A 12,863-nucleotide genomic window follows, 5' to 3' on the forward strand; every position below is an offset into this window, starting at 1 on the left:
AAAATTTTAGAAATAAGGCTTCAAAATAGGGGATTTGTGAATTGTTAAATACTTTTCATTTTTATTTAACCTTTTATTTACACGTTTTCCACATTTTTCGTTAATTTGAATCGTCACTTTTGGGGATAGTTTGTGAATTTTAATTTATATGGCAGATAGAAAGGTAGATTTTTTGGTCATTGGATCAGGTATTGCTGGATTAAGCTTTGCTTTGAAGGCATCGAAATTCGGTAAAGTATTGATAGTCACTAAGTCCAATGAGGATGAGTCTAATACAAAATATGCGCAAGGGGGAGTGGCTGCCGTTGTGGATAAGTCTGATAGCTTTGAAAAGCATATCATTGATACTCAGATTGCTGGGGATGGTTTATGCGATGTTGAAATTGTGGAAAACGTAGTAAGAGAAGCGCCGGAACGGATAGCAGAACTTATTTCATATGGCACATCATTTGACAAGGAGGAATCGGGCTTGTATGACCTGGCAAAAGAGGGGGGACATTCAGCTCATCGTATTTTACATTATAAAGATATAACTGGCTACGAAATAGAGCGTGCATTATTGGCTCAAGCACATAGTGATCCTAATATTGAAATTGTAACACATTACTTTGCCATTGATTTGATTACACAGCATCATCTGGGTGAATACGTGGATAAAAATAGGGAAGACATTACCTGTTATGGAATTTATGCTTTTAATACCTCATCACATTTAGTTGATCAGATTTTGAGTAAGGTCACCGTGATGGCCTCTGGGGGAGCTGGGCATGTTTATTCGAGCACAACAAATCCAACTATTGCGACTGGGGATGGTATAGCGATGGTGTATCGGGCAAAGGGTAAGGTACGTAATATGGAGTTTATGCAATTTCACCCTACTTCTTTATATAATCCAAAGGATTCGCCTGCATTTTTGGTATCCGAAGCTGTACGTGGATTTGGGGGGATTTTAAGGAGGATCAATGGTGAATCTTTTATGGAGGAGTACGATGAACGTGCTTCTTTGGCACCAAGGGACATTGTTGCTAGAGCTATTGATGCCGAAATGAAGAAGTCGGGAATTGATTATGTTTACCTCGATATTACGCATCGGGATAAGCAGGATATTATCAAGCATTTTCCAAACATTTATGAAAAGTGTCTTTCGATCGGACTGGATATGGCGAAGGATTTTATACCAGTTACACCGGCGGCGCATTACCTCTGCGGGGGTATCTATGTAGATGATTTTGGACGCAGTAGCCTTGTTAATTTATATGCTTGCGGTGAGTGTTCTTCTACTGGACTACATGGTGCAAACCGATTAGCTTCTAATTCGCTTCTTGAAGCACTTGTTTATGCACATCGTATTTTCTTAGACGCCACAAAGTCGATAGGATTGATTAACCATATTGTTGACGTTCCGGAATGGGATGACTCTAAAACCTCACTTTCAAATGAGGATATTTTAGTAAGTCATAATTTACGCGAATGCCAAAAGATTATGAGTGACTATGTTGGTATTGTGCGTTCCGATTTTAGGCTGGAGAGAGCCCTAAAGCGATTACATCTTTTATATGAGGAAACTGAAGAGTTTTATCGGAATACAAGGCTTTCTGTTAAATTGTGTGAATTGCGTAACGTTATTCAAGTAGCTTATATTGTGACAAAATCAGCTATGTTGAGGAAAGAAAGCAGGGGATTGCATTATACAACGGACTACCCGAAACATTCGGAGGTACTACAGGATACAATTTTTTAAGGAATATGGCACTTATTTTACCTGTTTTAGATGTATCTCCGGTGATAGCCGAAGAATGCTTCTTAGCTCCTAATTCAACGATTGTGGGAGATGTAAAGATTGGACATCACTGTTCGGTATGGTTTAACGCTGTAATACGTGGGGATGTCAATTATATTCGTATTGGTAATTATACGAATATTCAAGATGGTGCTGTTATACATTGTACCTATAAGAAATGCGGTACAACGATTGGAAATTATGTGAGTATAGGCCACCAGGCTATGGTACATGGATGTATTTTGGAAGACCATGTACTCATTGGTATGGGAGCTATCGTTATGGATAATGCTATTGTTGAATCGAATGTTATTGTAGCAGCTGGGGCAGTAGTTTTGGAAAATACACGTTGTGAGTCGGGATTTTTATATGCTGGGGTACCTGCAAAAAAGATAAAGGCACTTACTGAAGAGCAGAAAGATTTATTGCAGCAGTTACCACATAATTATGTTCTGTACAGCTCTTGGTTTTAGCTTAATCGAATTAGCAGTATTTAAAGTTATTATTTTGGAATGGCCTCAATTATTCTTTTTTTGAGGCCACTCAATGAAAAACTATCTTTTTGTTCCCAGTTAGCACGTATAGTAAATACTTTATTTAGATATATAACAGGTTCCGGAAAGGTTTTCTTTTCGACATCTCCAGTATCCCAGAGTCCATTATCGTTGTCGTCGCGAATTACACGTATGCTATACTTTCCTCCTGGATACTGTTTGTATACGACGGCCGGATTGTTCATGTTTATTTTGTCGACGCGATAGACTTTATCTTTTTTCTCATTGATTAACTCTACCAGATATGTTGTATTGCTATCTAGATCTGTAAAATCAAATGTCAGATCTCCATAGTTTTCACTATCGTCATAGGTCAAATCCAGCTTTTTCTCTTTATTTTGCTCGCCAAAATAGCCTGTTATGGCGCCTTCCGTAAACTCAATTTGGTACTTTTTATCTTTTCTCCAATTATATCGAATATGGTAGATATTGGTATTCGCTGTATCAACGGCAAGTTGGTAATTGGTTCGGATCAATGAGTCTTCTTTGAATTTCAACTTGGTTTTATCTATATTCTTGATCGGTGTGAATGCAGATACCTGAAGGTGTGTAATCCGATCGACTCGCCCATTATTTGGGGTAAAAATTGGCTCAATTGCCTGCTCTATTTTTACATTCCCTTTTCTGATTAGAATGGTGTCCAATGGTCTTTCATTTTCTGTCAGAACTAGCTTTAGGGAGTCTATTTTTAAATTTGGAATAAACAAAGTAGCGGAGTCCGATGTATTTGAAAAACGTACTATTTTATCTTTGTTGTTTACTTCATCATTTAGGATATTGAGTTTGGGTTTGTCCACTCGCCTGTTAAAAATAAGAAGTATACTTCCATTTTTTTCAAATTTCTTCTCTTGCGTTCTAAACTTTTTTGGGGTTCCTTTGAATATCTCCAAATTGATATTGTTTAAGTCTCGCTCTAGTACGATAGAGTCTTTTAGGAAACCTATTTCTTCATCAGCGCCATTATAGATCCTATCATTGTTCTTTTCTTGAAGTGCGTAAATGCGATAGGTTCCTTCTCTTAAATTGTTTAGTTTGTAATTACCTGCAGTATCCGTTGTCGTAAATATATTCGCTTTCTTCTTGCCGAAAATAGAGTCTTGGCTAATGGGGATCAATAAGACTTTAACATCTTTTTGGACCTCTTTAGTTATAGCACTTTTTACATTACCTGATATACTGAGCGAATCTATTTTATCTCCTGTTGCGAATACGTAAGCATAATTGACCAATGCATTTCCTGCGTTATAATCGACTAGTCCTTTACCGAAATATATGCTGTAAGTAGTATTTTTTTCTAGAGAATCAGGTAAGGTAATTTCTAGATTTTTTTTCTTGACCTTGAATTCTGGGTTACTACCCATGTCGGGCGTAATACTGAATTCTTTTTGTTGATTTGCCAGTTTGATATACTCGTCGAAAGTGATTACTATTTTTTTTGCTGTAAAATTCTTCGAAAAATTCGTAGGACTTTCCAATAGTATTTTCGGGGGAATGGAATCTTTTGGCCCCCCCGTAGGCTGTTGTATGCTCGCACATTGTATAGACAAGCCAATAAGCATAATAAACATGCTTAAAATAAGTAATCTTGTTTTTAAGCTACTTTTTAGCCTTTTTGAACCACTTTTATTTTCTTTTAAAGAAGTTGTCATAAAAAATAGAATATTGTCTTAAATCGCTTATTTTAAGCTATGTGATGTTTTGTGTGTAAATATTTGTTTACCAGGTATTTAGCTCATGTGAACCATCAATACGGTGATATCAGAGGGTGAAACACCCGAGATTCTTGAAGCCTGCCCCAGTGTACGTGGTTTTACCTTTGATAGCTTTTGTCTTGCCTCAATGGACAATGACGTTAGCAAGCTGTAGTCGAAATCAGGGTTTATTTCTCTATCTTCCATCTTCTTCATACGATTAACTATTTCCATTTCTTTATCGAAATAGCTTTCATATTTGAGATTGATCTCTGCTTGTTCGATGGTATCGTTATCAAATTGGGATACATAGTGTGCAAAGCCTTCATCTCCTTTCAGAATATCTTGGATACCAACTTGTGGTCTCGCAAGTACATTACTCAATCTTGTTTTCTGAGGAAGTGCACTCGAGCCAACTTCCGCTAACACCGTATTCATCTTTTCAACATTGGTTGAATTTTGTTTTAGATACTCTATTATTTTATTTGAGTTATCAATTTTGTCTTGTACTTTTTTGAGTCTTTCTTCTCCTACTAATCCCAATTTGTAAGCTAAGGGGGTTAGGCGAATATCAGCATTGTCCTGGCGTAAAAGTAGACGATGTTCGGCTCTTGATGTAAACATACGGTACGGCTCTTCAGTTCCTTTTGTTACCAGATCATCTACCAATACACCTATATAAGATTCGGATCTTTTTAGAATAAGTTCCTTATCATCGTTGATGCGTTGATGAGCATTTATCCCGGCTAGGAAACCTTGAGCGGCGGCCTCTTCATAGCCAGTAGTCCCATTGATTTGTCCCGCAAAAAATAGATGTTTCACCAATTGGGTTTCTAGGGTAAGATCCAATTGCATTGGTGGAAAGTAGTCGTATTCTATGGCATAACCTGGTCGGTACATCTTCGCATTTTCAAAACCTGGGATTAATTGCAAAGCTTTCAATTGTACATCTTCTGGCAATGAGGTAGAGAATCCGTTGACATAGATTTCTACTGTTTTAAAACCTTCTGGCTCCACGAATATCTGATGCCTTTCACGCTCGGCGAAGCGATTGATTTTATCTTCTATTGAGGGGCAATAGCGTGGTCCCAATCCTTTGATACGTCCAGTAAACATGGGTGATTTTTCAAACCCAGTGCGAAGCATTTCGTGAACTTTATCATTTGTGTAGGTAATCCAGCAACAGCGTTGTTCAGTAGGTATTTCTACATCTGTATAAGAAAACCGCCCTCTTTTTTCGTCGCCCCACTGTTCTTCCATCAATGCATAGTTGAGGCTTCTCCCATCTATACGGGGTGGTGTCCCTGTCTTCATTCTTCCTGATTCGAAGCCAAGGGAAACAAGTTGTTCGGTTAAACCTGTGGCTGCCTTCTCTCCTGTTCTGCCGCCTCCAAATTTCTTGTCGCCAATGTGAATTACACCATTTAGAAAAGTTCCATTAGTTAGCACGACAGCGTCCGATTCTATTTCTATTCCCATTGAAGTGACGACACCGCAAGCTCTTCCATTTTTAACAATAACTTCTTTTACGGTATCTTGCCACATATCTAAATTTGGAAGAGACTCTAATTGTAACCTCCATTCTTCCGCAAACCGCATTCGGTCATTTTGTGTACGTGGGCTCCACATAGCTGGACCTTTCGATAGATTAAGCATTCGAAATTGAATGGTTGATTTATCTGCTATGATACCGGTATATCCACCCATAGCATCTATTTCTCTTACAATTTGTCCTTTTGCGACTCCACCGATTGCGGGGTTGCAACTCATTTGGGCTATTACCCCCATATTCATTGTGATGAGTAAAGTGGACGAACCTAAGTTGGCTGCTGCCGCCGCCGCCTCACATCCGGCATGACCTGCGCCAACTACAATTACATTATATTTTTTAAACATTTTTCTGTTCTTGTTCCACGTGAAACGTGGCGTTTTTATTTCTTTGTAAATTTACGTTTTCTTTGTGTTCCACGTGAAACCAATAGTGAAATTTTACATAAAATCAGCAAGATATAACCATCTTTCGGATTTGTCGTCTATCTGTGTTTGGATAGATTGAATTTCTTCCGCTAAGGAAGAAAGCTTTAGATGGTCTGTTTCCTGGTTTAGTTTCTCCGTTTTTAACGTTACTTGTGTTTCCAGTTTTTCTATTTCTTCTTCTAGTTTAGTATATTCCAATTGTTCCTTGTATGAGAGTTTTTTCTTTTCCTCTTTTACAATTGGCTTTACCTGTTCTTGGGTTATTCTTTTTTGTTTTTCTTTTTCTAATTTTTGGATTTCGTCTTGTTCAAGTTTAAAGTCGGCATAATTTCCATTGTATATCTGTACACTCCCCTTTCCTTCAAAAATAAAAAGCTGATCGGTTAGTTTATCTAATAAATACCTGTCGTGTGATACCAATATTAGTACCCCTTTGTAGTTATCAAGAAAATCTTCCAGTACGTTTAAAGTATCAATGTCCAGATCATTGGATGGCTCATCCAGGATTAGGAAATTTGGATTCTTCATTAAAACACGCATAAGTTGAAGTCTTTTTTTCTCTCCTCCACTTAATTTGTTAACGAAACCAAATTGTTTTTCAGGAGGAAATAAAAAGTGGGTTAGCAGCTGTGAAGCTGTGATTACTTCCCCATTTGCCATTTCAATATAGTCTGCTATATTTTTTACAACATCTAATACTCGATCGTTTTCGTTTACTTCCAATCCTCCCTGTTTATAGTAGCCATATACTGTGGTTTCCCCTACCGATATCGATCCTGAATCAGGTTTTTCTTCTCCCGTGATTAAATTAAGAAAGGTTGATTTTCCAGTGCCATTTTTTCCAGCTAGACCAATACGATCACCTTTTTTAAATGTGTATGAAAAATTATGTATGATTTCTTTCGTTCCATAACGTTTGGCAACATGTTCTAGTTCGAGTATTTTTGAGCCCTGTCTGCTTACTTTTACACTGAGGTGTACCGAGTCATTTCCTTTAATTGCTTTAGATTTTTCTTCTAAGTCATAGTATGCTTCTATACGTGATTTGGATTTGGTGCCACGTGCCTGTGGTTGACGACGCATCCACTCCAATTCACGACGAAGTAGATTTCTGCTTTTCTCTACCATAACCGCATCAATAGTTTCGCGTTCGGACTTCTTCTCTAGAAAATAGGAATAGTTACCTTTATAGCTATAGAGATTGCCTCTGTCCAGCTCTCGAATCTCAGTACATATATTATCTAAGAAGTAGCGATCGTGCGTTACTAAAAGAACGGTTTTGCTACCTGTTGTTAATAGTTTTTCAAGCCATTCAATTGTTTCTATATCCAAGTGGTTGGTGGGTTCATCTAATATATAAATGTCCGGTTCGTCTATCAAAAGTTTGGCTAGCGCAAGGCGTTTTCGTTGGCCTCCTGATAGACTTTTAATATCTTGATGGAAATCCATAATGTTTAAACGATTAAGAATCGTCTTAATATTATGCTCATACTCCCAGGCATTCAATGAACTTATTTTTTCTGAAAGATCTTCTAATTTTTTCTGATCGATATCAGTCTCCAATAGCAGTTCCTCGTACTCTCGGATAAGACGTTGTTGATCGTTGTCTGTACTATAAATAAAATCATTGATTGATTTTAATCCTGTGAAATCAGGATCCTGTTCTAAAAAACCAATTTTTATACCTTTTTCTTTTACAACTTTTCCTGAGGTTGGTAAGATTCGCTCTGCTAAAATGGCGAGTAAGGTTGATTTACCTGTGCCATTGATTCCGACCAAGGCCACACGATCTCCCTTCTGGAGGCCGAAATGTAAATCTTTAAAAAGCCATCGATCATGGAAGGAATGGCTTACTTGTTCTGTAGCTAAAATACTCACGTTATATCACCCTAAATTATATTCAGTCAATTTACACGTCAAAACACTGCCAAGAGGTTTCTTCTTTTGGTAATGCATATCGTGTTGATAATCAATATTTTAAATATTTATTATTGATTATCAGTTATTTATATATTGAATCAATAATCGTTTTGATTGCTGACTAATTTAATCTATCGGGTGGCATACGATCAAATGCTAGCATTTGCCATCGGGTAAAATGATAATACCCCGAGGTTAGCATGTTCATTTGGAATGCTCGCAAAAATAAAGAAATAGTTTCTTATTCGATGCGAAAAAAGCTTCGTTATTTGATTAATTGGCAATAATGATACTGCCTTGATAAAATTAATTCAATGCGTAATCAGCTATCAGATTGAAACGTGGTATTTCAACTTGAAAGCTGCCGTTGTCCAGTGTTCGGATCATATTGTAATATCCTTCCATGAATCCGAATTCGCTATTGAGATTGCAACCTGAGGTATACTGATGAGTCTGGCCAGGTTCTATAATAGGCTGTTCGCCCACTACCCCTTCTCCAGATACCTCCCTATAGTCTCCTTTTGCGTCAAAGATTTTCCAATAGCGACTTATCAATTGAACCGTGTAATCGCTGAGATTTTCTATGCTGATATGATAAGCAAACATGAAATGTTCACGGTCCGGATTCGAATACTCTGATTGATAGATCGTTTCAACCGAGATTTTTACGCCTTCTGTAATTTGTGTGATCATTTGAATGATGTTTATTGTTGCAATGAATATTTACGCTAAAATACTAATAATGAGTTTAAAAATCTAAATTATAATCATTTTAAAAGGTTAAATAATGCTAAGTTTAAAATTAGTATAGCCAAATGGACCTTAATTAGTAGGTTTGTATTATGGCAAATGGTATCTTATATTTAATTCCTGTTCCTTTGAGTGATGACGCAGCTTTCCAATCGTTTACTTCATATTTAGTGGAAACAATCAATTCATTGGACGAGTATATTGTAGAAAATGAAAAAACGGCTCGTAAGTTTTTAAAACTTGCAGGTTTAAAGATTCCGCAGAGCGAACTAAAAATTCATGATTATGGAAAACATGTGCGGGACAAGGGAAATATAAATGATTTTTTTGGAGGCTTGAAACAGGGCAAAAATGTTGGTTTAATGTCTGAGGCAGGATGTCCTGGTGTTGCTGACCCCGGAGCTTCTATTGTGGCACGGGCACATCAATTGGGTATTAAGGTCGTTCCTCTTGTTGGTCCAAGCTCTATTCTACTGGCGCTTATGGCTTCTGGATTTAGCGGACAGAAATTTGCTTTTCATGGGTATTTGCCTATCGATAAAATTGATCGTGCTAAGGAAATTAAAAATCTCGAACAACAATCAGCACGCGAACGGCAGACTCAGATTTTTATTGAAACTCCATTTAGAAATAATCAGCTTTTGGCTGATCTACTAAAAATATGTAAACCTTCCAGCTTACTCTGTGTTGCATCAAACGTAACAGCTACCGACGAAAATATCCAAAGTTTGACGATTGGTGAGTGGAGAAAACGATCGTATGATTTTCATAAAAAGCCTACTATCTTTTTACTTTATGCATGATGTCTTTATAGCTCCCCCCTACCCTACTTTCATTGATGATGTTTAGTTGAGAAGCTAAAAGCTCTTTCTATTGGATTTAATCATGTTTTAATAAAGTGAGTAAGTGATCACGTTTAGTTTTTAAATACAAATGTAAACTGGGGTATCAATACATTTTCTGAACAGATTTTGTTAAGTGTCGAGGATGATTAAATATATAAGACAATGAATAACTGTAGATTACTATTTATTATATTTTTCTTTTCATTAGTTGGATTCGGTAAAGATGTTTCTGCGCAGCCTTCTACGTATGTGATCGTCCATGGAGCTTGGGGTGGCGCTTGGCAGTTTAAAAATACTGCAGTTGAGTTAGCGAAAAAGGGAAATGTAGTTTACCGCCCTACACTAACAGGTCTGGGCGAGCGTTATCATTTAGCAGATACTTCTATTCGATTGCAAACTCATGTCAATGATGTTGTGAATACGATCCTGTTTGAGGATCTTCATGATATTATACTGGTGGGACATAGTTATGGTGGTATGGTAATTACAGCTGTGGCCGATAGTCTTCCGGATAGAATACGTAAATTGGTTTACTTGGATGCTATACTTCCGGAGGATCAGCAATCGGTAATAAACTTAATGGGGAAATCTACTGCAGCAAATGGACTGTTAAAATTAGAAAAGGATGGTTATATTTTTCCTTTCTGGGTGAAGGATGTTAAGAAGCTTCCTAGAGATGTCCCCCACCCGTTAAAAACAATGACAGAAAAGATTAATTTAAAAAATCCGAAACGGCTTAAGATCCCAAGTACATACATTTTGACTTATACGGATGGTACAGCAATTGAGGAGGACGATTTTTACCCGTTTTATAAGAAAGCTAAAACCATGGGTTTTAAAACAATCGAATTTGTTGGAGATCATAATCCACAAATAAAAAGGTTGAAAGAATTAGTAGATTTGTTGGAACAGGAATAATAAATAAGCAATAAATAGTTCAATGACGCAAGAGGAATTAATAAAAGAGTTAAGTAAGCCTGAAGTAATTTATACCGCTATGGGTATTGTGGCTATACGTATTATTGTATGGCTTTTATTTGCAAATACAATTCGAAAGACCTTAAAATTGGTCGCCAAAGAAAATAGATTAATGACGCCTAACCAATCCTGGTTAGCTGCCATTCCGCTGGTTAATATTTATTGGAATTTTCAGGTTGCTTCGCGTCTAAGGGATTCTTTGATCAATGAATTTTATGATCGGAAAATAGCTGTGGAAGAAAACCCTACGTTTAGGAAAGGATCGCTATATGCATGGATTTACTTGGCCACAAATATTCCTCTCCCACTTTCCATTTCCGGTGTACTGATCATTATGCATTTTGTGACCTTGGCTAATTATTGGTTTGAAATTAACGCGAATAGAAGAATTTTGGAAGAACATAATAAATTTAGAGAAAAGGAGGTAATTGTAGACCATGAAAATTAAAGAAGTCATTGATTATTTGGAGCAATTGGCTCCTTTAGATTTGCAGGAGTCTTATGATAATGCTGGGCTTATTGTGGGCGACGCCAATAGAGAGATTACAAAAGTGCTCATTTCTTTGGACTGCACAGAAGCTGTTGTAAAAGAGGCTATTGATAAAGGATGTAATTTAATTATTTCGCATCATCCTATTGTGTTCAGGGGCCTAAAAAAATTTAATGGAAAAAATTATGTGGAGCGTACGGTTATTAAAGCAATTGAACATAAAGTTGCATTATATGCCATTCATACAAATCTCGACAATGTTACCGGTGGAGTGAACACGAAAATTGCCGATAAATTGGGATTAGAAAATCAGGCTATACTGCAATCTAAAACAGATGTATTGCGAAAAATGGTCGTTTTTGTACCGAGGAGTCATGTTGAAGATGTCCGACAGGCATTGTTTGATGCGGGTGCAGGTAAAATCGGAAAACACTATGATCAATGTAGTTTTAATACGGCAGGTTATGGTAGTTTTAGACCTTTAAAAGGGGCCGATCCTACCATTGGAGAGATTGATGTTCAAGAGCGTGTAGAGGAAACACGAATTGAGGTTATCTACCTGAAATCTAGTGAAAGGAAGTTACTTTTAGCACTCTATGAAGCTCATCCCTATGAGGAAGTAGCTTATGATTTGTTTGATATTCAAAATACGGCTACCGAAATTGGTGCTGGAATGATTGGAAATTTGGCTGAACCAATGGCTGAATTGGAATTTTTAGCTTATCTTAAGGACAAACTGAGGTTGAATGTCATTCGTCATACAGCCTTATTAGATAAAAAAGTTAGTCGTGTAGCTGTATGTGGTGGCTCGGGTGGATTTTTACTCGGTGCAGCCAAACGTTCTGGTGCTGATTTTTTTGTTACAGCAGACTACAAATATCATGAATTTTTTGATGCTGAAGGTGAAATCGTGATTGCAGATACGGGACATTTTGAGAGCGAACAATTTACGCAAGAATTATTGTACGACATTATTACGAAAAAATTTCCTAACTTTGCAACCTTAACAACAGAAATAGATACAAATCCTATAAAATACTACAGTTGATGGAACAAACCGTAGAACAAAAATTGAAAGCATTATGGCTGTTACAAGCCGTACATACTAAAATAGACAAAATTCGCCAAGTTCGTGGTGAATTGCCTATGGAAGTTGCAGATCTTGAAGATGAGATTGCGGGTTTAGAAACTCGTATTGAGAAGATCAGAATAGACTTAGACGATTTAGAAGATTCGATCGTTAAGCGTAAAAACATGATTAAGGATGCTCAGGCTGCTATCAAAAAATATGAGACGCAGTTAAATGAGGTAAAGAATAATCGTGAGTATGACGCTATTTCGAAAGAAATTGAAATCCAAGGTCTTGAGATTCAGGTTTGTGAGAAACGAATCAAAGAAGCAGAATTTGAGATTCGCAACAAAACGGAAAACTACGATACTACTGTAGGAAATCTTGAGTATAGCAAAAGCGAGCTTGAGGGTAAAAAGAAAGAATTGGAAACAATTACTTCTGAAACTCAAAAGGAAGAAGATGCATTATTAGCAAAAGCCGCTGAGGCTGAGGCTAATATTGAAGAGCGTTTGGTAAAAGTATACTACCGTTTACGTAATTCGTTCAAAAACGGGCTTGCTGTAGTCTCTATTGATCGTGATAGCTGTTCAGGATGCCACAATAAAATTCCGGCACAAATGCAATCGGAAATTCGTCAACGCAAAAAAATCATTATCTGTGAACATTGCGGACGCGTTTTGGTTGATGAAGGAATCGTATTGGAAATCGAACAAGAATACGGTTTTTAATCGTTGAGAGATAAAAGATGGCCCTGCTGACAAGCAGGGCTTTTTTTTTGTCATTTTTTTTATGCAACTTTGTTGATA

11 protein-coding genes are annotated in these 12,863 nt (G+C 37.0%); 7 read left to right on the plus strand and 4 right to left on the minus strand.

Translation table 11 applies throughout. From position 1 onward, the window contains the following. Positions 1 to 148: 148 nt before the first annotated feature. Together nadB and HS960_RS20650 are read left to right on the plus strand one after the other, a co-directional pair. Positions 149 to 1,741 carry an L-aspartate oxidase gene (gene nadB / locus HS960_RS20645; RefSeq protein WP_088163399.1) on the plus strand — a complete coding sequence of 531 codons (1,593 nt, stop codon included), beginning with the start codon at positions 149 to 151 and terminating at the stop codon, positions 1,739 to 1,741. 5 nt (positions 1,742 to 1,746) lie between these two features. Next, a complete protein-coding gene (locus HS960_RS20650; protein ID WP_182330569.1) occupies positions 1,747 to 2,253 on the plus strand; it encodes a gamma carbonic anhydrase family protein in 507 nt (168 codons plus the stop codon). A 29-nt stretch (positions 2,254 to 2,282) separates the two neighbouring features. Here HS960_RS20650 and HS960_RS20655 read toward each other — a convergent pair whose 3' ends face one another. The 4 genes from HS960_RS20655 to apaG all read right to left on the minus strand — a co-directional run bounded on the left by HS960_RS20655 (position 2,283) and on the right by apaG (position 8,615). Continuing rightward, positions 2,283 to 3,983, minus strand: coding sequence for an Ig-like domain-containing protein (locus HS960_RS20655; RefSeq protein WP_182330570.1), 1,701 nt, complete (start codon positions 3,981 to 3,983; stop codon positions 2,283 to 2,285). Positions 3,984 to 4,061: 78 nt separating this feature from the next. Further along, entirely contained in the window at positions 4,062 to 5,921 is a 1,860-nt protein-coding gene (gene mnmG / locus HS960_RS20660) for a tRNA uridine-5-carboxymethylaminomethyl(34) synthesis enzyme MnmG (RefSeq protein ID WP_182330571.1), read from the minus strand. 93 nt (positions 5,922 to 6,014) lie between these two features. Next, positions 6,015 to 7,880: an ABC-F family ATP-binding cassette domain-containing protein gene (locus tag HS960_RS20665; RefSeq protein WP_182330572.1), complete on the minus strand. Its 1,866-nt coding sequence runs from the start codon at positions 7,878 to 7,880 to the stop codon at positions 6,015 to 6,017. Between the two features lie 348 nt (positions 7,881 to 8,228). Further along, complete coding sequence (gene apaG, locus HS960_RS20670; protein ID WP_046673176.1) at positions 8,229 to 8,615, minus strand: Co2+/Mg2+ efflux protein ApaG; 387 nt, start codon at positions 8,613 to 8,615, stop codon at positions 8,229 to 8,231. A gap of 149 nt (positions 8,616 to 8,764) precedes the next feature. Here apaG and HS960_RS20675 point away from each other — a divergent pair, with 149 nt between their 5' ends. The 5 genes from HS960_RS20675 (at position 8,765) to HS960_RS20695 (ending at position 12,785) form a co-directional block, all read left to right on the plus strand. Further along, the gene (locus HS960_RS20675) at positions 8,765 to 9,475 is read left to right on the plus strand and encodes an SAM-dependent methyltransferase (RefSeq protein WP_182330573.1); all 711 of its coding nucleotides are present in this window, start codon (positions 8,765 to 8,767) and stop codon (positions 9,473 to 9,475) included. A gap of 204 nt (positions 9,476 to 9,679) precedes the next feature. After that, complete coding sequence (locus HS960_RS20680; protein ID WP_182330574.1) at positions 9,680 to 10,435, plus strand: alpha/beta hydrolase; 756 nt, start codon at positions 9,680 to 9,682, stop codon at positions 10,433 to 10,435. Positions 10,436 to 10,457: 22 nt separating this feature from the next. Then, a complete protein-coding gene (locus HS960_RS20685; RefSeq protein WP_153847935.1) occupies positions 10,458 to 10,943 on the plus strand; it encodes a hypothetical protein in 486 nt (161 codons plus the stop codon). Beyond that, positions 10,933 to 12,033 (plus strand): Nif3-like dinuclear metal center hexameric protein, encoded by a 1,101-nt coding sequence (locus HS960_RS20690; protein ID WP_153847936.1) that lies wholly within the window; start codon positions 10,933 to 10,935, stop codon positions 12,031 to 12,033. Before HS960_RS20685 ends, HS960_RS20690 begins: the two co-directional genes overlap by 11 nt. Next, positions 12,033 to 12,785, plus strand: coding sequence for a zinc ribbon domain-containing protein (locus HS960_RS20695; protein ID WP_153847937.1), 753 nt, complete (start codon positions 12,033 to 12,035; stop codon positions 12,783 to 12,785). The genes HS960_RS20690 and HS960_RS20695 overlap by 1 nt, the downstream gene beginning before the upstream one ends. Positions 12,786 to 12,863 lie beyond the last annotated feature (78 nt).

Source organism: Sphingobacterium paramultivorum, assembly GCF_014109745.1.
GTDB classification, from domain to species: domain Bacteria; phylum Bacteroidota; class Bacteroidia; order Sphingobacteriales; family Sphingobacteriaceae; genus Sphingobacterium; species Sphingobacterium paramultivorum.